The following is a 24,396-nucleotide window of genomic DNA, read 5'->3' on the forward strand; positions in this document are numbered from 1 at the left end:
ATGATGCACATTAAAGAGAGTTAGAACGACCCCGTGGAGCTCTCAACACCGCTAGCACTGGAGGCGACGATGAACTTAGGTGAAGCCATAACCAGCTCGGCCGCTGGAAGCAATCCACCGGCGATTGGCGAAGCGGCTGTAACGCCTAACAAAATTCTGCAATTGGGCATGGGTTTCTGGGGCTCGAAAACATTGTTGAGCGCGGTCGAACTGGGTGTGTTCAGTGCACTCGCAAGCGGGCCTTCGGACCTTGAGACCCTACGGATAAAGATTGGGCTTCATCGGCGTGCGGCTCCCGACTTTCTGGATGCGTTGGTTGCCTTGAAAATGCTGGAACGCGACGGCGGCGTTTATCGCAATACTCCCGAAACCGATATGTTTCTCGACAGGGCCAAACCTTCTTACGTTGGCGGCATGCTCGAAATGGCGAATACGCGGCTATACGGCTTCTGGGGCTCGTTAACCGAAGCTCTGCGTTCGGGTCAACCTCAGAACGAGAGCAAGAACAACGAGGATTTCTTTGGCGCCATGTATGCAAAGCCGGAGGTCTTGCGCGGCTTCTTGACCGCCATGAGCGGAATCAGCGCGGGATCGGCGCTAGCGATAGCCGCGAAGTTCCCCTGGGACCATCAGAAGACGTTCGTGGATATCGGCGCTGCGCAGGGCATGGTGCCGGCTACGTTGGCGCGAGCCCATCCTCATCTTCGGGGGATCGGTTTCGATCTTCCCCAAGTCCAGCCGGTCTTCGAGGAGTTCATAGCCGGAATGGGGCTATCGGACCGGGTACGGTTTCACGCGGGGAATTTTTTCAAGGACGAGCTTCCCGAGGCCGACGTCATCATCATGGGCCACATCTTGCATGATTGGGACCTAGCACAAAAGAAGCTCCTGCTCGCCAAGGCGTTCGCCGCTTTGCCGAATGGCGGTGCGGTAATCATCTATGAGGCTCTCATCGACGATGATCGTCGTGACAATGCGTTCGGTCTTCTGATGAGCCTGAACATGCTGGTCGAGACGACTGGAGGATTTGACTATACCGGCGCTGATTGCAGTGCCTGGCTGCGGGAAGCGGGATTTACCACGACCCGCGTCGAGCATCTCGTTGGCCCGGATAGCATGGTCATCGGTATCAAGTAGCGTCGTGAGCCAGTCAACCCGTCGCGAAGTACAGCCAAAAATGTCGGCTCCCCAATATCTCTCCTGTGATTGCGTGTGCAACATCGCCGCATAGGTTGTTGTGGGTCCGAGCCGGCGCTCTGTGCGCTTTGTTCTGAGTAGGCGTGAAGCGAAAAGCATGGCTCGGCCAAGCAGCTGCGGGACTATGAGTGTGCGCTCGAAGTAAGCCGGACTCTGCGCCGGTTTATATCTCGGACGCGCCGCTTTGCCTTGGACGGCGCAATCGCTTCATGTCAACTGCGGCATTAGCCGTTGCCGTTCGATTACTCAGTTGCTCAGCGCAAGCCAAACTTGGACGAAAAAGCAGCAAAGCACGCCGCCATCTCCCTCTTCAGTGACTACCACTCGAGCACGTATCCGTCGGGCTCGCGCGAGCTCTCAACCGGCTGTCCTTCATCTCGCGCCCGCCGAAGACAGCAATCACCGGAACCGCCTCCTGTACGCAGCCACGCAAGCGCCGCGAAACGGTCGTATCGACGCCGCGCTAGGCGAGCGTCTCGCACAAGAACGGTCATCTTGTGGTCTCGGCCATCCACTCCGGAATTTTCGTGCTGCCCCCACCTGTCGGGCGTGGCTGGCACGGTGAGCCAGCTTGGCGGCTCAGGTATAGCCGAGCGAGTGCACAAGCTCCTGCAGCGGTAAGCACGGCTTACAGGTCAATCCGCCGTCCTAACTCGATCAGTGTCGCTGGCGGAACCTTGAACCGATCGACCACGCGGGCCGAATTTCTCAACATAATTGAAAATAAACATATCTGCAGTCTGAACGGCAATGTGCGAGAGCCGCGACTGACAACGTCAAGACGCTCGATGAAGTAAGACGGCTGGCAGACGAGCGGTCCCCCCAAATTTGTCGCGGTTAGCAGGACGGAAGGAAGATCGGGATCTTCAAAAAACCCTAAGTGAACGTTGATGCGCCAGAAGTCCTCCGCAAGTCGTGAGATCCTTATTCGATCCCTCGGGGCCACGCGCGGAAGCCGCTCGAATGTCACTGAGAGCAGAACTACCGTCTTTTGCAATGAACCCGTCCGCCGTGCATAATTGACGATAATCGGCGGTATGTTTTCCGACAGTCGCGTCAGGAAGATCGCGGTGCCGGGTGCGCGGACGATCCGGCCGCTATTAAGGAGTTCGAAGAATTGTGCGGGTGACATCGATCGAACTTGGCTCCGACAGTGCAAATACGCCGCACCCGAATGCCAGATTACCATGGTAGCGAACACGAGACCGCCAATAGTCAGCGGTATCCATGCTCCATCCCCTATCTTGAGCATGCAGGCAGAAAGAAAGCCCAGATCGACAGAGAGAAATATGGCCGTAAGCAGCGCCGCTTTGACGGAGAACGTAGAGGACCGCCGCATCTGGAGAACTTTGTATAGCAGCAACGTGGTAAGAACCATTGTGATCGAGACAGCAGTCCCATAGGCCCCCGCCAATCGGCTTGCGCTACCAAAGCCCAGGATCAACGCTACCGTAAAGATCATCATCGTCCAACTCACAAACGGCACATAGATTTGCCCGTAGGCATCCTCAGACGTGTGCTTTATTCGAGTGGCAGGAAGCCATCCAAGCTGCACCGCCTGCTGGGTCATGGAAAAGCAACCGGAGATAATTGCCTGGCTCGCTATGACCGAGGCACTGGTCGCCAGCACGACGAGAGGATAAATTAGCCAGGATGGAGCCAATTCGAAAAACGGGCTTCTTGCATGACCCATGTTCAAGATATTGCCGATCTGCCCCGCATAGTTGAGGACAAGCGCCGGAAGCACCACGCAATACCAAGCGATTCGCATCGGCCTTCGCCCCACCTGACCCATGTCCGCATAAAGTGCTTCGCCGCCAGTCAACGCGAGAAACACCCCACCAAGGGTCGCGATTCCGATCCCGCGATGCATGATCAGTAGCTCAAAGCCGTAGAGCGGATTGATCGCCTTCAGAACCTCGGGCTGATGCCAAATTCCCAAGATGCCGAGCATCGCAATGGTGACAAACCAGACCAACATGATCGGCGCAAACGCTCTGCCAACCGTGCCGGTGCCCCGGCTTTGGATAGCGAACAGCAATACAAGAATAGCGACAGCGATTGGCACCGTGTACGGCACAAACCAATCCGTCGCGATAGTCAGGCCTTCGACAGCGCTGAGCACGGAAATCGCTGGGGTGATGATTCCGTCGCCATAGAGAAGTGCTGCGCCGAATAGACCCGCAACGATCCACCAGCGCCCTCGACCGGCCCACTGAGCACCGGTCATCGTCATCAAGGCAAGAATTCCTCCTTCGCCCTGATTGTCCGCCCGCATCACAAACCAGCAATATTTGAGTGAGACAGTTAGAATAAGCGCCCATACGATGAGGGAAAGTGAGCCCAGAGCCGCCTCGGCGGTAAACCGATCGCCCATGATTTGTGCTATCACCTGAACCGTGTAAAGCGGGCTGGTACCCAAATCGCCGTAGACGATACCAAGCGCCAATAGTGCGGCTTTAGCTTGGGCGGCCATCGTATCTCGGCTGCTCACCTCATTTCGCATCACAGCGCCATCTCACACTTCTGAACGGGCCGAACCGTGATCCGAGCCAAAGTTGGCGCTCAAGCACCGCTCACCCTCGTCTCACGGTCGGGCCCCAGCAGCCTCCCAAGATGGGATAGGACTTTCTTTCATGAGAAAACGTGCCGTAGCTAAAGTGCACGTTCTTTGTCGGCAATTTACGACCCCTTTAGCCCGAGCGAGGCCTCGAAAAGGTGCTTCATCGCCTCCTCCGATCGAAAGCATCAAAGTACCGCAACGTTGAACTACGCTACGACGGCAATGTCGCGTTCAACAAACCGCCCGCTCCGCTTGAGCGCGATCGGATCGTCAGGGCAGGAATCGTGTTGCCTCATTCGACTGCCACCGGCCTTCCGGCGCGCTCCTTTGACCAACGTCGCACCTTAGCCAGACCCGCGGCCGAAGTTATTAGCCGGCGTCGCGCTCGGACACCATGAAGAGCGGTGAACGTGGCAGGCCTTTTGCCGCCTCCCGTGAGATGTCGAGATTGCTTGCGAGTACATCGGGCGGATTCGACGCAACCCATGCACTCAAATCATTCGATTGATAGTGCCCACTGTTGAACCCGATAAGCACGCGCAGGAGGCCGTTACCGGTGTTCCGGATATAATGCCCGGCTCCCATCGGTGCGTAGCCGACGTCTCCGGCTTCGAACTGATCGATAACCACCTGTGCCTCCGCAAGGAATACGGCCATCTCGGCGCTGCCTTCGATGTAGTACTGCCACTCGTCGGCATTCGGATGCCAATGCAATTCACGCATCGCACCAGGCTCAATCTCGAGCAACGCACCGGCCATGCCGGTCGAGATCGGAAATTCCCTGACAGATGCGATATACTGCACACCGCAGCCCGGAATGCGCCGCGGTTGCTGCGCAAGCAACGGATAACGATGCCGACTTGCTAACTCGGGATAGCTTCTCGGCGCAGCATCGAACGACCGGTCGTTGGGCACCGGTCCTTTGGCGAAATAAGCCTCTCCTTTGGGCATCTTTGCGACTACGTCGGCGCTGACACCCAAGTTCTGCTCGATAACAGCCTTGGGAGTGTGGGCCAGCCAATCGGTGATGCTGAACGTATGATCTTCTGAGAAGTCACCATTGTCGAAGATAAGAATGAAGTGGCACTCTCCAGGGCTAATACCTTGAATGGAATGCCCCCAGCCCCGCGGAAAGTACCAGATGTCCCCAGGGCCAAAAATGTCCGTCTCCGTCGGACCATCCGGATTCAATAGAGTAGTGCGGCATTGCCCTGATATCACGTAGCCCCATTCCGCCGCGTTTGCGTGCCAGTGCAGCTCCCTCATTGAACCCGCGTCGAGACGCATGGAGACGCCGGCGATCCCGATGCTCGCCGGGAATTCGTGAACCGACGCTCCACGCGTCGTTCCACCTGCTCCGACGCGTGGCTTCTGCTTCTCTAACTGATAGCGAAATGACGGCTTGACTGTCGAATGCATGATGAGCTCCTTTGCGGCTTCTAGCTCAATCTTGCATCGAACTATTCCCCCGGTCTTTTCAGTTTCGCAGGGCGGTTTAAACATTGACCGCTCGCGGTTTGGTCAGCAAGGCCCCGTCCAACGCTGGTCAGCGTGCTTCGATCGAGGCAGCAATTCAACCTAGGTCTCGTCACGTTGAGCGTCAGCACGTGGCCCACCACCGCGGACGCGCAGAATCGGCACGTTGCGCGCCGGAAGACGTGAAACGCAACAATGAACACGCATCGGCTTCACCGCCGGAAAGACTACGGAGAAGGTCGTGACCGTCATCCTGAGGCGATCGGTCGGTCGACTCAGCATGAGCGACCCGTACCGGCCGCCGCGGACACTCGAGTAGGTGGAGAACGGTCTTGGATCAACCATCCGGCCGTTCATGCCGGCAATATGGGGCGGGATGAATCAACGCCCTCACCACGACACCGAGCCGCCGTAGTCCAGGTCGTCGCGCGGTGGGAAAGAGAAGAGCTTCAAGTTCGGAGTCGAGCCTGCGGTGTCAGCCAAAGATGGGACGGCGCCGAGCGGCGCGGCAGAACCAGCGTCGCCCCCTTCGAGAAGCGGCTCGCCCTGACAACGCCGGACGCTCGGCGGCCCGAAGCCAGCAAGGCAAGCATCGCGCCGTCACGGTCAATGACCATCAGCGGAGCATTCACCGATCCGAATTGAGACGGCATTGCGACGGTTCGAAGAGAAACCAGGTTCGCCGCTCGGTCTCATCGATCCAGTTTTCAAGGAGACTTGCGGTCGCGACATCGCCGTGCTCGTCGCATATAGAGTGGACCCTACGCATCTCTCTAGTCAATTCTTGATTGTCGGCACACAATTCCGCCAGCATGTCTTGCGGGCCGACATATTCTGCATTGTTATCGGCGACGCGCTGATGACGCACGATATCGCCGACCGAGCGAATAGTCGTTCCGCCGATTTTGCGGGTACGTTCTGCAATCGCATCTATCATTGCGAATATCTGGTCGCCGTGGCCGTCCAACAATAGGTGATAATCCCGGAAGTGACTTCCAGACATGTGCCAGTGAAAATTCTTTGTCTTCACGTACAAGGCGAAGACGTCCGCCAGCAAAACTCTCAATGCGGGCGGGATTTGCTTCATCGCGCCGGCCCCCAGATCGGTCGGGCTCATGAGCGCTGCGCGAGGTGTGGAAGCATCAAGCATCTTGCAATCCTTCGTAGTAGCGACTGAGGCGCGCATCGCGTCTCCAGAGACACAGTAGTGTTCGGCATACCTGCAGTCTTGCAAGAGCAAGACGAGCCTTTTAGCAAATGCACGGGAGCGATGTATTCCTTATGAAGTCGTGATCGTGGGCTGACAACCGTGCCTTTGCGCAACAGCTTGGCCGATCCCGCAATACGTTCGATCACCGCGATCGTACCGTTACGCGATCCCACCCCCAGCAATCGAGGCCAACATGAGTACTATTACGACAAAAGACGGTACCCAGATCTTTTACAAGGATTGGGGTTCAGGGCAGCCCATTGTCTTCAGCCACGGCTGGCCGCTTTCCTCTGACGCATTCGAAGACCAGATGTTCTTCTTGGCTTCGCGCGGCTATCGCTGCATCGCCCACGACCGTCGGGGCCACGGCCGCTCGAGCCAACCGTGGACCGGGAACGATATGGATACCTATGCTGACGATCTCGCGGAGCTCGTGCAGAAGCTCGACTTGAAGAAGGCCATCCACGTGGGGCATTCAACTGGTGGCGGTGAAGTCGCGCGTTACATCGCCCGACACGGTACGAAACAGGTGGCTAAAGCCGTACTAATCTCGTCAGTTCCGCCGCTGATGTTGAGAACCGCTGCAAATCCAGACGGCTTGCCGATCTCGGTGTTTGACGGGCTCCGCGCCAGCGCTATCGCCGATCGATCCCAATTCTGGATGGACCTCAGCATGCCGTTCTATAGCTATAATCGCCCTAGCGCGAAGGTGTCGGAAGGGGTGCGCCAATCATTCTGGCTGCAGGGCATGAGGGCGGGCTTCCCTGCCGCCTATTTCTGCATCAAGGCGTTCTCCGAGACGGACCAGACCGAAGACCTGAAACAATTTGACGTGCCGACGTTGATCATTCAGGGCGATGACGATCAGATCGTGCCGTTCGCAGACGCCGGCGCGCTGCAAGCCAAGCTCGTCAACGGCGCTACGTTGAAGGTCTACAAAGGTGCCCCTCACGGCCTGTGCACAACGCACAAGGATCAAGTCAACGAGGATCTGCTGACATTCTTCAAGGCCGATGCCCGGCACGCTTAAAGCATGCTTCGCCTCCTAAACTGGCACCAATGGAATCTGCGGTGTGAGCTTCCTGCTCAGCCGCAACCATTTGCGGTCGCTCAACGAAATCGGCAACGCAGCGAGTTCAGCTCATCTCTTCCTCGCGCAGGAACATCGCCCGCATTCGCCGTCGGCTTCAATGGATCGAGGCCGCTTCCTCACATCACGCTGGAAAATACTGAGACCTCCTCCCTACAATCGATTGTCGACGCCCTCAGAGTGCCCTCCTCAAACCGCGGCCGGTCCAATGCGATCCAACTCCCCCAGGCTTTGGATAGGCAGAGCTCGTTGGTTTCCCCGTCGCCGATCTAAGCCGCGGCGGTGAGACTTCCTGACACCGTCCCAAACGCCGACTATGAGGCATTGCAGCACGGATCTCCCACGTGATAGCGCGGCCATCTCATGGGGTGAGGGCGGTCGAAGATTCATACCTCAGCACGAGCCTCTCGTACGGATGCGGGCAATGACTCCCAGATCCGAATGACTTCACCGATTGAGGCAGCCTGCATCTTCCGCATGATGTTCGAACGATGGAGCTTCACCGTCGCTTCGCTGATACCTAGGTCAAATGCGATCTGCTTATTTACCCGGCCGCCGGAAACCTCAGACAATATCTGACGCTCTCGCTGCGATAACGTCTCTAAGAGTTCAAGGTTGCGCTTGGTGGCCAAGGCGGAAGCTCGTTGTGCCAGATCTCTCTTGATCCCGGACATTACAGCGTCAAGCAATGTCTGATCGCGGACCGGTTTGGTCAAGAAGTCGATGGCGCCCGCCTTCATCGCCTGCACGGTCATTGGAATGTCGCCATGACCGCTAAGGAATATGATTGGTTTAGAATTGCCGCTTTCGACCAGATGATGCTGCAGATCAAGACCGCTCGCTCCGGGCATCCGAACGTCGAGGATGAGACAGCCATGGCGGTCCAACACGCCGGCAGCGAGCAGCTCTCGAGTCGAGGCGAAGCCGGATGCTTGAAAACCCACCGACAAAAGTAATTCAGACAGCGCCTCGCGGACAGAGGCGTCATCATCGACAATGATGACGAGGGGCTGCTCTGGATCGTCTCCTTTCATCAAAGATATCGGCGACGATTTTCGTCGAAACTGCTGGTCAACTCTCATTGGTGCCCTTCACTTTCGGTCACTTAAGGCTTTTCCCACCGCTGCAAGCAACGCCTGCCCGTCAAAAGGCTTGCGAAAGAATCCACTTATGCCTTGGGCACGGCCTTGGTCCGCTATTTCATGACGGCCGGTAATCAGGAACACCGGCAGACCAGGCCGCAACCTCATGGCTAGGTTGCGAAGTTCAAAGCCATCAATGTCGGGGATCCCAATGTCGGTTATGAGCACGTCTACGCCTGACAATCCGTTGTCGAGCAGCGACTGCGCGGAAGAAAAACAACGCGCATGATAACCGCCAGACTCCAACAGTTCCTCCATCGATTCGATCAATCGCGGATCGTCGTCAACAACGGCTACAACACTGCCCTTCACAATCGATCCCCTCCCGGTCGTCGCGAGTGGGTAATTGGTATCGCCAATCTCTCCGCCGTACGCACGAGGTCGGCTAGGGAAGCCGCTGCCATTTTCTGCATCACGTTTCTTCTATGAATCTGAAGCGTAACCTCGCTTATCCGCAATTCGGCGGCGGCCTGCTTGTTTAGAAGACCGCTCACCACAAGCGGAAGAACGTCACGCTCGCGCGGCGTCAGGGTGAGATAGCGCTGCCTCAACACAGCGAGTTCAGCGCGATCCGACCGCTTTGCACGATCTTGTGTGACCGCTGCGCGGATCGCTGTCATGACATCTTCATCGCTGAACGGCTTGGTCAGGAAGTCCAACGCTCCATGCTTGATCGCGCGTACCGAGGACGGAATATCGCCATGTCCTGTTATGAATACGATCGGTGGATGATCACTCTGCGCGATCTGCCCCTGTAAATCGAGACCGTTGATATCCGGCAACTCGATGTCGAGAACGAGGCAGGCCGGAGCATCCGGCTTATTCGCGTTCATGTATTCGCCGGCCGAACCGAACGCCAACGCTTGCATCTCGTGCGAGTCCAATAGCTCCAGCAGCGCCTCTCGCATGCGCGCGTCGTCGTCCACGATGAAGACGATGTGATCGTCAGCTGTCATGTCACCGCTTTCGCATCATGTGGCAACGTGAAGATAAAGGTTGCTCCACGAGGCTCGTTCTTCTCTACCCATAATCGTCCACCGTGAGATTCGACGATTGAACGGCAGATGGCCAGCCCCATACCCATTCCTTGATCTTTCGTCGTGAAGAACGGCTGGAATATTCGGTCGGGAGATTCGACACCCGGGCCGCTATCGCTGATTTCGACTTGGACTGCCCCCTCAATCCTGCGCACGCGCGCTCGAATCGCGTTATCACCCGACCCTCGATCTATCGCCTCCAAGCCGTTGCGAATGAGGTTGCTCACAACCTGCTGAATTTGAATGCGGTCAAGTGCGACGGGTGGAACGTCTGTATCGACGTCGACATCGATCCGAGTACGCCGCCGGATCGCCTCCCCGGCCATGAGATCGCATACCTCAGTCACGACGTTGGCCAACACTATGGTACTCCGGCCAGTCTCCACGGATTGCTTGAACAAGGCACGAATGCGGCCTACGACGTCCGCCGCACCGTTCGCATCTCGAATGATGCGCTCGACTACTCTACGCGCGCGCTCGATATTTGGCGGATCCGCCGTGAGCCAGCGCTGACAGGCGTGCGAATTAGCAACGACAGCGGCAAGAGGCTGATTGACCTCGTGCGCGATCGAAGCCGATAGCTCCGCCAGGCTTGCCGCCTGGTTTGCACGCGCAAGCCTTCCTTGCGCCAGTCGCAGCTCTTCCTGCGCTCGAACCTCGCCATCAATATCTAGGCAGATCACGTTCCACTGCACAATCGCACCTTCCGCGTTTCGCATCGGCGCGGCGCGCGTTTCGACCCATCGATATTCGCCATCAAAGCGTCGCAGTCGATGCCTTCGAGCGTACGGTTTACCGGTAAGCAACGAAAGGGCGTATTGTTCCTTGACGCCCGCAACGTCGTCGGGATGAACGCCGGCATCGAGCGTGCCGGACAATCGGGACGTCCCACCGCCGTCCAATTCTTCAAGTTCATACCCGAGGAATTTGCGGAGCCGCTGGCTACGATAAACGGGCTCGCCATTCGGCGCAGCGCAGTCGATCATTGCCGGGAGTGTTTCAACAAGCTGCCATAGGAGGCGCTCCCTCTCTCGTAGTGCTTCCTGCGTTGCCAAGAGATCATCGATGTCGTGAGAGAGCCCATACCACTGGGTGATGCGCCCATCCTCTTCCCGCATCGGTTCCATGCGACCTGACATCCAGCGGTAGACGCCGTCAGCGCCACGCAGCCGATAACGCATGGCGAAGCTGTCGCCGGTGACGATGCACCGGCTGAGCCTCTTTGCTACATCGATAGCATCATCGGGATGGACGGCAGTCTCTATGAAGGTCGCAAGCCGGCTCATGACCGGCGCGGCGGGCTCCTCTGCGGCCACGCCGAGATAGTCGATCACACGCTTGTTGAAGAAGATCGGCTCACCGTCCGGATTCAGCTTCCAAATGTGACTCGGCAACATGTTCACAAGCTGTAAAAGCTCGCGCTCGCGTTCCCGCAACGCTGCTTCTGCAAGCTTGTTTTCTTCGATGTCAATCATCGTGCCGCACCAACCGGCGATACGGCCGTCGTCATCGCGCGATGGAGAGCCGAAAGACCAGAACCAGCGATAGTTGCCATCTCCGCTTCGGACCCGGCATTCCGTATCAAATGGGACACCCGTCGTCAGGGAATGTCGCCACCGGTCGTGGACCCGTAAATAGTCGTCGGGATGAACGACGCGGCGCCATCCCGCAGGATCCAATTCGTGGAAAAGCTCCGTCTTATCTCCCAGCTCGCCGGTATAGCAGAGAACGCTCGCGCTCACGTGTATGATGTGTCCGCCAGAACTCGCCGACCAGGTATGGGCCGGCATGTTTTCAATGATCCACTTTGCCCGCACCGCGTCGCCGCGGAGCGATTTCGCCGCAAAGATTTCTCCGATGCAAAGCGCCAGCGCGAAAAACGCTGCCCAATAAAGTAAAGGATTAGGCAAGCCACTCGCATAGACGTAAACGACTATTGCTGCACCGGCGAACGCAAAACCCCAGATCGCGCGGAGCAACAGAACCACCCGGTTACTCGCGTAGAGATACAGAGCGGAAACCGGAGCCAGTAAACCAAATGGCGTTGTTGTTAGCCAGCACGCTGCGATTCCGGCGGCGGATGCCGCGATTGCAAGGAAAACGCGCTGTTCGGGAGGCGGTGCTATCATGGTGGGCTGCTCCTTCCACACGAAGAAAGCCTCGGGATCAAACAGCACTGTTTAGCACTTTTTTTAACGTTTGAGAGTGCGGACTCGCGCCTCGCTTGTAGCCCGACCACACACCGACCGCACCTCATGGAAACCCATGGTGTCGCCATCCCTGTCGAATGATGAACCGGTCGCGCAGCCGCCGCAGCATGTGTGCGAGTGCCAGGGACCGACAGGGTTGCCTGACCTCAACTGCGGTCCCGCAACGAATAGGAGTTGCAAACCGCCTATCTGCACCTAGCCAAACGCATATTGATCCTAGCCCCCAGTCGAGCAACCTTAGACATTTGAGATGCGGCCATCGCCGCAACGCCAGTTGCACGCGGCGGCGCTAGTATCGATGATTAAGCAGCGGCAGCGAAAGCACAGGGCCGCGCGGGCCCTGCGTCCAGATAGATATCTAGGACCTCGGGCGGATCACCAGCGGCCTTCAGGGAACAGAGGAGGCACCGCATGCACGGCGACAATCCCCAGGATGGAGCTCTGGCCTTTGGGCCTTTTCGCTTGTTCCCGAAATTGCGGACGCTCGAAGTGAACGGCGCCCCCCTAAACATTGGAGCACGAGCCCTGGATATATTGACTATCCTCGCAGAGAGCGCGGGCGAGGTCATCAGTAAGGAGGATCTCGTCGCAAAGGCATGGGGCGATGTGGTCGTCGATGAGAGTGCACTCCGCGTCCACATTAGTGCACTACGTAAGCTGCTTGAAAAGCATTCACTCGGCGTTCGATATATCGTGAACGTCTCTGGTCGAGGCTATTGCTTTGCCGCTCCAATCCGACGTCATCCGGAGCAGGCGCGCCTCGCAATAGCGTTTTCAAGCAGCATTCCCGCTCACACAGCAAACATAGTCGGGCGCGCCGAAGCAATCGCCAGTGTTTGCGAGGATCTCTCGCTTCATCGATTGGTTACGATTGTTGGGCCGGGCGGCATCGGAAAGACAACGGTCGCGCTGGCGGTAGGTCACAGACAACTTGCCGCGTTCGAGGAAATGGTCAAGTTCGTCGATTTGGGCGCACTCACAACTGCGCACCTCGCGACAACCGCCATCGCGGCTGCACTAGGCCTAACCGTAAGGCTCGAAGACCCGATGCCGAGCATCCTGGCTTTTCTTCGCGAGAAACGCATGCTGTTGGTACTTGATAGCTGCGAGCATCTTTTGGAGGGCCTGGTATTGGTCGCTGAGGCGATCGTTCGCGGCGCTCCAGATATTTCCATTCTGGCTACTAGTCGCGAGCCGCTTCGAGCGGAGGGCGAACAGGTTCACCGACTATCCCCGCTGGACTGCCCGCCTCTCGAAGCAACAACCGAAGCGTCGGTACTTTCTTATCCGGCAGCGCAGTTGTTCGTCGAACGCGTCGCGGCAAGTGTCGGCAGATTTATGCTCAAAGATTCCGAGGCTCCCTTAGTTGGTGAGATATGCAGAAATTTGGACGGAATTGCGCTAGCACTCGAGCTCGCTGCTGGCCGAGTGAGCGCGTACGGGATCGAAGGGACTGCCAAGCTGCTCAACAGCCGACTGTCACTGCTATGGCGAGGCAAGCGCAGCGCAATACCGAGGCATCAGACGCTGAGCGCCGCGCTTGGATGGAGTTACGACCTACTATTACCTATCGAAGGCGCAATATTGCGCAGACTGTCGGTATTCGCGGGACCATTCACTCTCGACGCCGCAATAGCAGTCACCTGCAGCGCTGGCATGAGCGAAGAGTGGATCGTTGAAGCTATCGCGAACTTGGTGGCAAAATCTCTGATTTCGCTCTCGGCTGAAAAACCAGCCAGGTATCGACTGCTCAACACCACCCGAGCATTCGTTGGCGGCCTTCTTATTGAGAGTGACGAAACTGCACAAATTTCACAGAACCACGCGAATCACTTTCGTAACCTCCTGGCCGGCGTTTCCGCCAGCAACGTCGTATTCGGGAAAGGAATTAGCTTCGTCCCATACGCCGAGCACGTCGCGGACGTCCAAGCTGCTTTGGAGTGGAGCTTTTCGGAACGAGGCAATCGGGTGATTGGGATAGCACTGGCGACCGCCGCCGCTCCATACTTCCTCGAGCTTTCACTGTTGACGGAGTGCCATCGGTGGACGAAACTCGCGATCGAGGCACTCGATCCAACCTCAACCAGCGAACGCCAGGAGATGGAATTGCACGCCGCACTCGGCGTGTCCCTGATGTTCACGCGCGGCAACACAGAAGAAGTCCAGGTTGCTCTCAGCCGCAGTCTCGAACTCGCGGAGACGCTCGACGATCTTGAATGGCAGTTATGGCTACTACGAGAGTTTCACACCTATTTCTGCAGAATAGGCGAATATCAGGAAGCGCTGCGGGTAAGCGACCGCGGCGAAGCGATCGCAGCGAGGTTGAATGATACATCTACCTTGCGTACCGCGGAGTGGATGAGTGGAGTATCGTATCATCTAGTCGGCGCTCAAGACAAAGCCGTCGTTAGATGCGGGACAGCCAGTCTGCCGCATCTTGCAACCCGGCGGATCAGCATGCCTCGCATTGGGTTTGATGACCGAGTTGTTGCGCTAGTGGCCTATGCTCGCAGCCTTTGGCTCATCGGGCAGCCGATACGGGCCATCGACACGGCGAGACGTTCGGTCGATGAAGCTGAGCGTGTACAACAACCGCTCACCCTCGGCATAGCCTTGGTATGGGGCACCTATGTTTCTTTATGGGTGGGTGACTTGGAGAACGCCGGAAGGCTGGTCGAAAAGCTCGTGGATCATGCAGCCCGCCACCTTCTTGGTCCTTATCAGGCAGTGGGGCTTGGACTCCAGGGGGAGTTGTTGATCCGTCGCGGCGAGATCGAAGTTGGAATCGATCTGCTCCGCCAAGGATCTGACATTCTTCGGATAGCCCGTCATCGGTCGATACACACTCTCTTCGCCTCAACTCTCGCGGAGGGATTGGTGCAGGCGGAGCGGCGCGACCAGGCGCTGGCCTCAATTATGGAGGCCATCGACCAACGTGGAAAAGCCGGGCGATCCTTCGACTTACCGGAGATGCTGCGCGTGAAGGGATATGTGCTCGCGGCTTGCGCTCGTTTCTCTGAGGCCGAGAGCACGCTCCTTCAGTCTCTCGAGCTGTCTCGTGAGCATTTCGCCATGGGCTGGGAGCTGAGGGCGGCGATGACGCTCGGGCGGCTCTGGCAAAGCCATGGCGAAACGGAGAGGGCACGCGCGCTGATCGCCTCTGTATTCTCCCGGTATGAGGAGGGGCTCGATACCGCCGATCTCCAGGCAGCCAGAACTCTGCTCAGTGAACTGGCCCCGGGTAGTGTTTGAATTCTTCACTTGGCCAAGGGGCCGATGGAGATGTGGCCCGCACCATACAAAGCACCACCGACCGAACGTATCCGTTCGACCGCTCAGCCAACGCGGACGCCCACAGGGCTGGCAAACCAGATTATGCAGTCGGATGATTTCCGTACTTGACACTGACCATCCGCCAATCGTCTAAATCGCCACGCCCGCAGCTTGGTCCTTGGCATTGCCGCAGCCTCCTCATGGCAGTAGCCTCCTATCCGCCGTGCAACATCGACCGAGAGACACTAACTTGAGCGAGCATTCCGAGAAGCCGACCGTAATTGTGATCGACGACGATCGGAACGTACGCGAGGCGCTCGACGGCTTGCTCCAATCGGTGGGACTGCGAGCGCAACTATTTGCGTCAGCACAGGAGTTCATCAATGCACCAACGCGGCTTGACGGTCCCGGCTGCCTAATACTTGACGTCCGGTTGCCAGGACAAAGCGGTCTGGATTTTCACGACGATCTCCTTCGGGCAAATATCCGAATCCCGGTCATTTTCATTAGCGGACATGCTGACGTGCCGATGTCTGTCCGAGCGATGAAAACGGGCGCCGTCGAGTTCCTGACAAAACCAGTGCGTCATCAGGATTTGTTGGACGCGATTCAGACGGCAATCAGCCGTGACGCCGCCCAGCGAGAAGTTGGCCAAGTGCAGGCGCGCATTCAAGTTGACTATGAATCCCTTACCCCACGCGAGCGAGGGGTGTTTAGCCTCGTTGTGGCAGGTTCTCCGAACAAGCGAATTGCCGAGCAATTCGGCATCAGCATTGCTACCGTAAAGCTGCATCGCGGAAACGTTATGCGAAAAATGAGAGCTCACTCTCTCGCGGAGCTGATTCGTATAGCTGACAAGCTCCCCAAAGCAGGCTCGGGTACCTCGACCTTGGGCTAGGTTTTTCCAGACCCTTGATCTAGTTGACGCTCACCAAGGCAGAGCTGGCTGCGGCCTGGGCGGGACGATATCCTTTAATCTCAAGGCGGGATTACAATAGTGCCTCATCCGACCATCTCTTATGTTGAAGATGATGACCTTGTTCGAAACGCGGTGGCCGAGCTTTTGCGCTCAGCGGGATTTGAGGTTGAGACGTTCTTGACAGCTGAAGACTTCTTGCAGCACGGCAAGCCGGAGCGGGCTTCGTGCCTGATCATCGACGTTAATCTGCCAGGACTATCCGGCCTTGAGCTCCAAGGACACCTGATCAGATCTGCCTACCAGATTCCGACCATCTTTCTGACATCAAATTCGGAGGAACAAATCCGAACGAAAGCTTTGAATGCAGGTGCAGTTTGCTTTCTCAACAAACCAGTCCGTCGGAACGAGTTTCTGTCATGCGTGCGCAAGGCGCTGACCCTTTCTAGCACTGAATGATCGGTCGGCGACCGCAGTTATTTGCGTGATCAGGATTTCCGTTTTTGGCGGCTTTAACAAGGGCCTCAGTATGACCAACGGATCCCCGATAAAGTCACTCGACCGTATCGGCAACTTGAACGAATCAGTCAATGATCTCGCGATCGAGAACACCGCTGAAGCGTTGATTGGCTTCAATCGATTTCATGTACTGCCTCATTCGCGGCAACTGTTTGCCGACGGCATCCCCGTTGAGATCGGCGGTCGAGCATTTGATCTCCTACTTGCATTGCTCAATTCAAATGGAAATCTCGTCACGAAGGAGGAGTTGGTCGCCCGTGCATGGCCAAACACGATCGTAAGTGAGAGCAACTTGCGGGTTCAGATTGCAGCGCTACGAAATGCACTCGGCGGTGATAAGGGAATAGTAAAATCAATTTCGGGGCGCGGCTACACGTTCACAGCGCCGATTTCCACCAGAGAAGCAGCATGGGGGTCGAGCGCAACCTTTGTTGGCGACCACTATAAGGTCGGACTACCACACCAGTCGCTGGCGGCTTGTCCGACTATATCTCGCTATGAAGGTCGATCCGCTGTCGCGATTATCGACGACGACCCAGACATCCGTAAGGCCATCAGAGGGCTTTTGCAATCGATTGGACTACGCGCGGAGGTTTTTTCGTCGACCGGGGATTTCCTGCAAAGCTCTTCTGCGATCGGTTGTCGTTGTCTTCTACTCGATGTTAGACTCCCTGGGCGAAGTGGTCTCGACTTTTACGACGACCTAGTCAGGGCTGGCGTGCACCTTCCCGTGATTTTTATGAGTGGATGTACCGACCCCCCTGTGTCGACAAGAGCGATAAACGCTGGCGCTGTGAAGTTTTTAAGTAAACCTGTCCGGCATAAAGATTTACTGGACGCAATTCGGCTGGCCATGAAAAACGATACTCACGAACGTCCGTAAAACACTTTACATCTGCCTGTGGGCTGACAATGCGCCTCGCAGCGAGTTAGTCTTGGCTGATATCAGAGCCTCCGCCGCCGCAAGTTCTTCATAAAGCGGATAATCAAGTTGCGAGGCTCACGGGGTCACGGCTCAAATACCCGCTCCGCGTTGCGCGAACGACTTCCATTTCGAACGACCAGACGCACCGTCTGATCAAGGATTGTGCGGTTGCATACGCAATAGGCGACCTACCATCTACAGAGATCTGAACGGGAAGTCCCGCGTCGCTTCATTGATTTCCCACTTAACAAAACTTCGCGATTCTTCGCTTAAACTGATTGGGCTCGGTCGCGACTGGACGGTAAAAACGCACAAGTGAACGCGGCACCGGATCGATGCGGCCGCTTCTCTTGTCCGATGCAGCAGCTCATCGGGCTCAGCTCCTTCAGCTTGTGGCTGCTTTTTCGGAGAGAGCGCTATGGACCATCATTCATTTTCTCGCTTCGACGACAACCTTCGAGTAAACGTCAATACGGCGGCTACTTCCCCTGATGATGACAGCGCCGGGCCTGCCGATACATCACCGTTCGGGTCGGATCTTCCTGTTGTGCTTGGCGACAAGGAGCCGGTAGCCGTTTCAGTCGACTTGAGAGAGCTGGACACCCTCATATCGGTGGCCGCAAACCGCCCTCGGCGCCGTCGGGAATCTGATGCGAATGTATCTGCGAAGAACATCTCGGCATCAGAAGACCGCTCCCCGGTAGTACGTACCTCCATCTGTTTCCGGATCGAGCGGAGCCGTGTCGCGCAGTACCGACAGTATATTCGCGAATTCGAACCCAGTAGCCCACTCGCCAACGCCGTCAGTCCGCACTTCTCCGATCCTGTCCTGAAGCGCCTTACGGCAGCTTTGGCGCTCGCTGAGGAGCGCGGCTCCGAGTTCGATGGGCTTTATGCTGATGCCGTCCGCCTAGCAATCGTCACCCGAATTCTCAGCCTGCAGAATGTAACCCAATCCGCGGTTAACCGTCAGGCAGCGCCCCTACAGAACTGGCGACTGAAGCGGGTCCTCGAGTATGTAAAGAGGCACTATGCCAAAACCATCAAGTTGCAAGATCTGGCCGGCGCTGCTGGACTGAGTCGAATGCACTTCGCCGCACAATTTCGCTTGGCAACCGGATTACGTCCGCGCGAGTTCGTGGTCCAGTATCGAATTGAGATGGCGCGACGCCTGCTCGCCGAAACCAATGAGTCTGTAGTCGATATAGCCCTTGCCGTCGGCTTCCAGTCGCAATCCCATTTCACGACGGTATTCAGGCAGTGTGTCGGCGAAACGCCGCGTCGATGGCGTGGACTGAATTTTGAGCCGGGCGCCTTGTCTTCACGTGGCGATAGCTACAGACGCAATGTTATAGCGGCTTGAACCCCATAACGCGACGTCGCTCGGCCAGCTCTTCGTAGACAGCGACGGGCTTTATCCGGAGCGAGCCGCCAAGGGTGTAGTTGAACGCATCCGGACTGCAGACGGAAGCGCCGATCGTCATATCATCTCGGCCCCCCACCCCCATGTAAGGCTGGCTAACGAAGCGATTGCTCTTCATGCGGGTGGCTACGGATTTCCTTTCCCGAAACACTATTCGTCGAAGCCCCGACCTTTTACAAGAATACGGTTTTTGAGACAGATCAAACTAGGTTTGAGATCTCGAATTTCCGCGCGTTCGGACTGGGCGCTCTTTTGTGCATCGAACTGCGCCTAGAAGCGCGCAAGCGCTTCGCCCCGGTGCGGGCCTCATCGTTGTGCCGCGAGTGGCATGAATCTCCGCCGCTGGATGACGGCGGGCCGCGATAACCGCGGTAGCTTCTGGGTGTCACGTTGTCAGCGCAAGTCGCACCGGTCGCGTCCGCAGTGGCTCACACTTCGGCAGCAGCTTCCTCTTCTCACCTATCAGCTGGCCCGCACGTCAGCAGAGAGCCCGGTCATCACTATGGTTCGATCTGGACGTCTCATTGGCGCGGCGCCAGAAGTCTTTTATGCCAACGATATTCAGACCGCTGTCTGGTTTATGATGGTTCTTGACTACCCCGACATCTGCTTCGTAGTCGAGCGTGCTCAGTTGGATCTTGCAGCAGCCTTGAACTCTAGGATTGTGCGCGTCAGTTCAAGTTTCGCCAAAAACCAGTCGCTGTCCCACTGCTTCCATATCTCGTGATAGTGCCCGTAACCTCGCATCGTCTGAGCTGGGTTGCCGTCCTTCGCCCGCAAAAGCAGATAGTCCTCCATCGCCCAAATCGCGGCAACTTGCCCTTTCGAAAGCAGCGTCAGCTCGGAATTGCTCACCCGGTGACTCGTATGGGCGCCGTCGAGCGTCGCGGCCGTTAACTCGATCCACGTCTGAAGTGAGTCGAATTCGTGCAGAATTCCACCATCAACGCCGAAGAAGATGAACTTCGCATCCGGCAGTATCAAGCGGCTGAGTCCATCCCACTGTTTCGTGTCGACGAACCTGCAGTATTGCGCTTTCTTCGTTCGTATTATTTCGGACACTTCAAACGTAATCATCTGTACTCTCCTGCTGATGTCTTTGACGTGGCTTGCCACCCTTGCTTCGACCCTCGGGCATTCTCGGCCGCTACCGAACCCGGAAAACGAAATTCCCGAGCATCCGCCTTGCCAACCCGTACGGTTCGCGTCTACGGTCCTGGGACTAAATTCCGACAACGTTCGAGGAAGAAACTTATCTTCTTCATGCCGTCTCTTGCCGCCCCTCTCGCGCGTGCGGCAGCAAAAGCAACTTTCCGACCGTACGCCGAGATTGCAAGTCCTGGTGCGCCCGCGCAGCATCTGCCAATGTGTAGCGACCGCCAATCCGAACCTTGAGCTTTCCATTGCGGACCCAATCGAACAATTGCGCCGATCGCTTCAACAGGGCGGTCCGCGTCCTGACGTGGTGCATCACGATCGGATAGGTGACATGAATGCTCTTGGGCAGATCGGTTAGATCAATCGGATTTAGCGGATTGAATAGCGGGCCGTAGTACGCCAAGACGCCATGATAGCCGAGTGCGGCGACCGAGCCCCAAAATGTATCGGCGCCAGACCCATCATATACGACCTGAACGCCGTCACCGGCTGTGAGAAGAAGTACGTCGTCCGCGAACTCGTGTGTTGTCGAAGTGATGACGGCGTCCGCTCCCGCTGATTGAACGACCTCGACCTTGTCTGGACTGGACACCCGGCCAATAACCTTGCCGCCAAGCTGTTTGATCATCTGCGTGAGCAATAGGCCAACGCCTCCCGCGGCAGAATGAACGAGCGCGGTGTGTCCTGGCCTCATGGCGTAGGTTTCAAAGACCAGATGGCTCGCAGTCAGACCCTGCATCATCAAGGCCGCCGCAGTCTCGAAGCCGATTTCATCAGGCAGAGGGACGAGAGCACTGGCAGGTGCTACGATTTGCTCAGCATAGCTCCCCCAGACGAAGTACCAAGCGACGCGGTCTCCCACGTTCAAGCCATCTACTTCGCTTCCCATTGCGACAATCGTGCCGGCCCCCTCGACGCCGAGCGTCAATGGTAACGTCGTGTTTCCGCGGGCGTATCCTTCGCGGGTACCTACATCCATGTAGTTCACGCCGGCGGCGACCACATCTACCAGGACCTGATCGGGGCCGGGTTTCCGCGCTGGTAATGTCCGCAATCGGAGTACGTTGGCGCCGCCGTGTTCATCGATAACAATTGCTCTCATTATTCAACGGTCCTGTTGCTCAACGCACTAATCCACCGAAAGAATAAAACGAAGTCTTTCCGACTTCTTTGACGAATAGAAAATTGATTGTGGGAATGCACGATTAGGCCACGACGGCCTGGAAGACTCCGCGCTTCACCTGTTTGAGCGCAAAACCGACACACCGGAAGCCAACAGTGAAAGGCCACAGAAGACAGCTACGACAACCCGCGCGGCTTCGCTCATCTCCCTCGGTGCAAGGCCGATCGTCTGAACGCCAGCAGCACCACCGGCGATCTGCGAAGCAAGGATGGTCGACGTAAAAGCAATGCCGATGCTCATACCCAGGGCTCGCACGACGTTCATCACACTGCCGGCCTCGCCGACTTCAGACGGAGGCGCGCTGCCCATAATTGCACTGTTGTTCGGAGCCAAGAAGATCCCTAGACCGACACCAAAAATGCCCAGCGCAACGGTCAACATCTCTAGGCTCGGTGAACTGGGATCGAGCGCGATGTAGAGGAGCCCTAGCCCCCCGGCGGCCGTCAACATGCCCGCCGAGCAGAGAATGTGAGCGCCAAGTTGGTCCGCTAACGTCCCACTTACCGGACCGACCACGGCCAGCATAAGAGGGACGAGCGTCAGACGAAACCCCGCCGAAAGCGGCGTATCCCGAAAAGCGCGCTCCAATGTGAATGGTATCAGGAAGAAAACGCCAAACAGAACCGCGTTTGCCATCATCCCGACAATATTGCCCAATGCGAATGACGCATTACGGAACAAGGCAAGCGAAATCAGCGGAGATGGATTTCCGGCCTCCCACCAAGCAAACACAGCCAACAGCACACCCGCTAGAACGGCGGCCATCAAAACTGCCGGCGAAGCCAGCCCCCACGCGCCAACCTGGTTGACCGCGAAGACAAAGGCGCCAAGTGCGGGGGTGAGCAGCACAGCACCCCATCGGTCAAAGCGCTCGCCACTGGCGTTTCCCCCAGACTGAGGGATCACCAGCGCCGCCGCTAATGCACCCGCAATACCGATTGGAACGTTTATCCAGAACACCCAGCGCCAATTCAGCTCCGAAACGATGATGCCTCCAACCGCTGGTCCGGTGCACAACCCCACCGCCTGAACAGCGGCCTGAATGCCTAGCGCACGTCCCCGGAGTCTCTCGCCCGCGACGGAGACAATGATCGCTACGCTATTCGCGCCCAGGATGGCCGATCCTATCCCCTGTAAAGCGCGTGCGCAGATCAGAAGACCAAGGTTGGGGGCCAACCCACTCAGCGCTGACCCTAGCACGAAGACGGCAAAGCCGCAGAGATAGAACATCTTGCGTCCATAGATGTCCGAGAGGCGTCCGAACACGGGGAGCAGCACGGCGGCAATCAGGAGGTAAATAACAGAGACCCAGCTGACCTGATCGACGCTCGCGCGATAGTCATGCTCCAGGACAGGCAGAATCAGCTGCGTAACGCTCGCGTCCATTTGACCCATGAAAGCGCCAACACAAGCCGTTGCAACGACTAGCCAGACGCGGCGTTCTTGTGTGGGCGTCGTGGCTTGAAAATGCCGTTCGGTCAGCATTGGTTCGCCTCGATCCTCCGCCATGCCCCTGCACACTCCTGACTGCTTGCCCGTTAGGTCTCGCTACGATGCGTGCCGCCCAGCAGATCCCAACAGCTCATCGCAGATCAGAAGTGCGTCATGATGCAGGTGCCTAACGCGCCCACCGCTGGAGCCTGCGGCCGAACTCGCTTTGGACGTTTATGCAACGTCCGGAGCTGTCAACCGCCGAACTTTAGCTCGATCCTCATTTGGGCGAGAACGTCGACACTTCAGCCTCGGCCGTGGGCTCAAGAGCCTCCCGTGCCTTCTCCGCCTGTTCCGGTGTGCCTTGCGCGGTAACGACGAAGTTGTCCGCTTTCAAAGCCGTTTCGTAACGCAGGACCGAATTTTGCGGCACGCCGATCGCGCTGAGCGCGCTGAGCGCGCCCGCGAGAGCACCCGCGGCGCCACCGATAATCCCACCTTCAAGAGTACTCACAACCATAGATGCGAGCGGCCCAAGAATTACCAGGTGGCTGAAAACCGGAAAGACGGCACCGTATCTTCCTAAAAATCTTTGCTCGATCTCCCGCGTTGTAATATTCGACGGGATTCTCTTCGCTGTGGTAATCCTTGCCGATAATCGAAATCGACTTCATGTCAACGCTTGCGATCGCCAGTTTCCTCACTGCGTCTTCGGCCAGCGTGTGGGACACGAACACAGCGACCGTTACGGCTTTATTGCTCATCGGAATTCTCCATTATCGTCCGTGCCTTTGCTATCGCCGTCCGGAACAGGTGGCGCCCCAGCCTCGGATCGGCTGGCTTGCCAGCAAACTTAGTCGCCCTCCTTGGCGTCGATCTATTTGAACAGTGCTGAAAATTTTGCGCTCGCACGATCGAAAAGCGACCTTGACCGACCAACTGCTTCGTCCTACTGCGCTGCGGCCTCGATCGTCCTTGAAAGCCATCTCTCCACGGATAGGCCGCTCGCCTGCGCTTTTGCGTTCACTGCATCTACGACGGACGGCTTCAAAGGAACGTAAAGTAGTATCTCGGAGATATCCTCTTCCCGGTGGACGAGGACGGTAATTCGGCTTGCGAACCGGCGAACCTTCGCGGTCTTCTCGGCGTCGGAAAGCGAATTGTCCTTGGCGACGGTTGGGCAGTAGGCTCCGATCAGGTGATCGACGATCAGCGTCTGTGATAAACCGAGGCGCCGGAGGCCGTCGATGCTCGCATTCAAGCGCGCGAGATCGTTCATTGCGTTTCCTGACGGAAGTAAGAAGTAATTTGTGGATTTCGGCCCGTTTCTCGGTTGTCGTACCCTCGATCGTCTCCGGGCACACAAAGACGGATGGTCCTGCCTGTGCATGCATTGTGACGTCAGCAATAGGGTCAGCGCTATTCGAGCCGCAGCGACATATCTCATCGGACTCGTCCGTACCACCCGCCGTATTCGGAGCTATTTCGCTGCGAAAAGTATGCGGCTGGCGCACGCTCATCTACCTACTAAGCACGACGGATTGCTGCGCAGCACGGCTTTCTTCCGAGACGTCTCAGGCCTACGGATTCGCTAGAACTTTCCGGAGATATTCTGTCCGCGTATCTTTGCAGGATCGCATGAT

The 24,396-nt window shown here is 57.1% G+C and carries 19 protein-coding genes and 1 pseudogene; 7 read left to right on the forward strand and 13 right to left on the reverse strand.

The genetic code is table 11. The annotated features are described in order from the left end of the window. The first annotated feature begins 69 nt into the window (after positions 1-69). Positions 70-1,137, forward strand: coding sequence for a methyltransferase (locus CT676_RS33930; RefSeq protein WP_135216262.1), 1,068 nt, complete (start codon positions 70-72; stop codon positions 1,135-1,137). Positions 1,138-1,825: 688 nt separating this feature from the next. Here the strand turns inward: CT676_RS33930 and CT676_RS33935 are convergent. The 3 genes from CT676_RS33935 to CT676_RS33945 all read right to left on the reverse strand — a co-directional run bounded on the left by CT676_RS33935 (position 1,826) and on the right by CT676_RS33945 (position 6,386). Next, positions 1,826-3,673, reverse strand: a complete 1,848-nt coding sequence (locus CT676_RS33935) for a KUP/HAK/KT family potassium transporter (protein WP_167768244.1) — start codon at positions 3,671-3,673, stop codon at positions 1,826-1,828. Between the two features lie 456 nt (positions 3,674-4,129). After that, positions 4,130-5,179 carry a cupin domain-containing protein gene (locus CT676_RS33940; protein WP_135216264.1) on the reverse strand — a complete coding sequence of 350 codons (1,050 nt, stop codon included), beginning with the start codon at positions 5,177-5,179 and terminating at the stop codon, positions 4,130-4,132. A gap of 685 nt (positions 5,180-5,864) precedes the next feature. Beyond that, complete coding sequence (locus tag CT676_RS33945) at positions 5,865-6,386, reverse strand: DNA starvation/stationary phase protection protein (RefSeq protein ID WP_135216265.1); 522 nt, start codon at positions 6,384-6,386, stop codon at positions 5,865-5,867. Positions 6,387-6,639: 253 nt separating this feature from the next. Between CT676_RS33945 and CT676_RS33950 the strand changes: the two genes are divergently transcribed. Further along, positions 6,640-7,476 carry an alpha/beta hydrolase gene (locus CT676_RS33950; RefSeq protein ID WP_135216266.1) on the forward strand — a complete coding sequence of 279 codons (837 nt, stop codon included), beginning with the start codon at positions 6,640-6,642 and terminating at the stop codon, positions 7,474-7,476. 446 nt (positions 7,477-7,922) lie between these two features. Here the strand turns inward: CT676_RS33950 and CT676_RS33955 are convergent, their stop codons facing one another. From CT676_RS33955 to CT676_RS33970, 4 genes and pseudogenes are all read right to left on the reverse strand, one after another. Beyond that, complete coding sequence (locus tag CT676_RS33955; protein WP_135216267.1) at positions 7,923-8,618, reverse strand: response regulator transcription factor; 696 nt, start codon at positions 8,616-8,618, stop codon at positions 7,923-7,925. 9 nt (positions 8,619-8,627) lie between these two features. Then, the gene (locus tag CT676_RS33960; protein WP_135216268.1) at positions 8,628-8,993 is read right to left on the reverse strand and encodes a response regulator; all 366 of its coding nucleotides are present in this window, start codon (positions 8,991-8,993) and stop codon (positions 8,628-8,630) included. Then, the gene (locus CT676_RS33965) at positions 8,987-9,634 is read right to left on the reverse strand and encodes a response regulator (RefSeq protein ID WP_135216269.1); all 648 of its coding nucleotides are present in this window, start codon (positions 9,632-9,634) and stop codon (positions 8,987-8,989) included. Before CT676_RS33965 ends, CT676_RS33960 begins: the two co-directional genes overlap by 7 nt. Then, positions 9,631-11,601, reverse strand: a pseudogene (locus tag CT676_RS33970) (PAS domain-containing protein); the annotation flags it as partial. The gene CT676_RS33965 and the pseudogene CT676_RS33970, both read right to left, overlap by 4 nt. A gap of 735 nt (positions 11,602-12,336) precedes the next feature. Here CT676_RS33970 and CT676_RS33975 point away from each other — a divergent pair. The 5 genes from CT676_RS33975 to CT676_RS33995 all read left to right on the forward strand — a co-directional run bounded on the left by CT676_RS33975 (position 12,337) and on the right by CT676_RS33995 (position 18,921). Then, entirely contained in the window at positions 12,337-15,177 is a 2,841-nt protein-coding gene (locus CT676_RS33975; protein ID WP_135216270.1) for a winged helix-turn-helix domain-containing protein, read from the forward strand. Positions 15,178-15,448: 271 nt separating this feature from the next. Next, the gene (locus CT676_RS33980) at positions 15,449-16,096 is read left to right on the forward strand and encodes a response regulator transcription factor (protein ID WP_135216271.1); all 648 of its coding nucleotides are present in this window, start codon (positions 15,449-15,451) and stop codon (positions 16,094-16,096) included. A 99-nt stretch (positions 16,097-16,195) separates the two neighbouring features. Further along, positions 16,196-16,573: a response regulator gene (locus tag CT676_RS33985; RefSeq protein WP_167768245.1), complete on the forward strand. Its 378-nt coding sequence runs from the start codon at positions 16,196-16,198 to the stop codon at positions 16,571-16,573. Between the two features lie 25 nt (positions 16,574-16,598). Continuing rightward, the gene (locus CT676_RS33990) at positions 16,599-17,516 is read left to right on the forward strand and encodes a response regulator (protein WP_135216273.1); all 918 of its coding nucleotides are present in this window, start codon (positions 16,599-16,601) and stop codon (positions 17,514-17,516) included. A gap of 460 nt (positions 17,517-17,976) precedes the next feature. Further along, positions 17,977-18,921 carry an AraC family transcriptional regulator gene (locus tag CT676_RS33995; protein WP_135216274.1) on the forward strand — a complete coding sequence of 315 codons (945 nt, stop codon included), beginning with the start codon at positions 17,977-17,979 and terminating at the stop codon, positions 18,919-18,921. Positions 18,922-19,608: 687 nt separating this feature from the next. On the opposite strand, the gene CT676_RS34000 is transcribed toward CT676_RS33995, so the two are convergent. From CT676_RS34000 to CT676_RS34025, 6 genes are all read right to left on the reverse strand, one after another. Further along, positions 19,609-20,058, reverse strand: coding sequence for a nuclear transport factor 2 family protein (locus CT676_RS34000; protein ID WP_135216275.1), 450 nt, complete (start codon positions 20,056-20,058; stop codon positions 19,609-19,611). A gap of 184 nt (positions 20,059-20,242) precedes the next feature. After that, on the reverse strand, positions 20,243-21,241 hold the full coding sequence (locus tag CT676_RS34005) for a quinone oxidoreductase (protein WP_135216276.1): 999 nt from the start codon (positions 21,239-21,241) through the stop codon (positions 20,243-20,245). A 135-nt stretch (positions 21,242-21,376) separates the two neighbouring features. After that, complete coding sequence (locus CT676_RS34010) at positions 21,377-22,807, reverse strand: MFS transporter (protein ID WP_167768246.1); 1,431 nt, start codon at positions 22,805-22,807, stop codon at positions 21,377-21,379. A gap of 226 nt (positions 22,808-23,033) precedes the next feature. Next, entirely contained in the window at positions 23,034-23,267 is a 234-nt protein-coding gene (locus CT676_RS34015; protein WP_135216278.1) for a hypothetical protein, read from the reverse strand. Next, positions 23,254-23,517 carry a hypothetical protein gene (locus tag CT676_RS34020; protein ID WP_135216279.1) on the reverse strand — a complete coding sequence of 88 codons (264 nt, stop codon included), beginning with the start codon at positions 23,515-23,517 and terminating at the stop codon, positions 23,254-23,256. The genes CT676_RS34015 and CT676_RS34020 overlap by 14 nt, the downstream gene beginning before the upstream one ends. Positions 23,518-23,702: 185 nt before the next feature. Continuing rightward, a complete protein-coding gene (locus CT676_RS34025) occupies positions 23,703-24,032 on the reverse strand; it encodes a hypothetical protein (protein WP_135216280.1) in 330 nt (109 codons plus the stop codon). Between the last annotated feature and the right edge of the window lie 364 nt (positions 24,033-24,396).

The organism is Bradyrhizobium sp. MOS001 (assembly GCF_004634465.1).
GTDB lineage: Bacteria > Pseudomonadota > Alphaproteobacteria > Rhizobiales > Xanthobacteraceae > Bradyrhizobium > Bradyrhizobium barranii.

Coding starts and splice junctions, on each gene's coding strand:
- CT676_RS33930 (WP_135216262.1), top strand. CDS start 70: ATGAACTTAGGTGAAGCCATAACCAGCTCGGCCGCTGGAAGCAATCCA.
- CT676_RS33935 (WP_167768244.1), bottom strand. CDS start 3,673: ATGGCCGCCCAAGCTAAAGCCGCACTATTGGCGCTTGGTATCGTCTAC.
- CT676_RS33940 (WP_135216264.1), bottom strand. CDS start 5,179: ATGCATTCGACAGTCAAGCCGTCATTTCGCTATCAGTTAGAGAAGCAG.
- CT676_RS33945 (WP_135216265.1), bottom strand. CDS start 6,386: ATGCTTGATGCTTCCACACCTCGCGCAGCGCTCATGAGCCCGACCGAT.
- CT676_RS33950 (WP_135216266.1), top strand. CDS start 6,640: ATGAGTACTATTACGACAAAAGACGGTACCCAGATCTTTTACAAGGAT.
- CT676_RS33955 (WP_135216267.1), bottom strand. CDS start 8,618: ATGAGAGTTGACCAGCAGTTTCGACGAAAATCGTCGCCGATATCTTTG.
- CT676_RS33965 (WP_135216269.1), bottom strand. CDS start 9,634: ATGACAGCTGACGATCACATCGTCTTCATCGTGGACGACGACGCGCGC.
- CT676_RS33975 (WP_135216270.1), top strand. CDS start 12,337: ATGCACGGCGACAATCCCCAGGATGGAGCTCTGGCCTTTGGGCCTTTT.
- CT676_RS33995 (WP_135216274.1), top strand. CDS start 17,977: ATGGACCATCATTCATTTTCTCGCTTCGACGACAACCTTCGAGTAAAC.
- CT676_RS34000 (WP_135216275.1), bottom strand. CDS start 20,058: ATGATTACGTTTGAAGTGTCCGAAATAATACGAACGAAGAAAGCGCAA.
- CT676_RS34005 (WP_135216276.1), bottom strand. CDS start 21,241: ATGAGAGCAATTGTTATCGATGAACACGGCGGCGCCAACGTACTCCGA.
- CT676_RS34010 (WP_167768246.1), bottom strand. CDS start 22,807: ATGCTGACCGAACGGCATTTTCAAGCCACGACGCCCACACAAGAACGC.
- CT676_RS34020 (WP_135216279.1), bottom strand. CDS start 23,517: ATGAGCAATAAAGCCGTAACGGTCGCTGTGTTCGTGTCCCACACGCTG.
- CT676_RS34025 (WP_135216280.1), bottom strand. CDS start 24,032: ATGAACGATCTCGCGCGCTTGAATGCGAGCATCGACGGCCTCCGGCGC.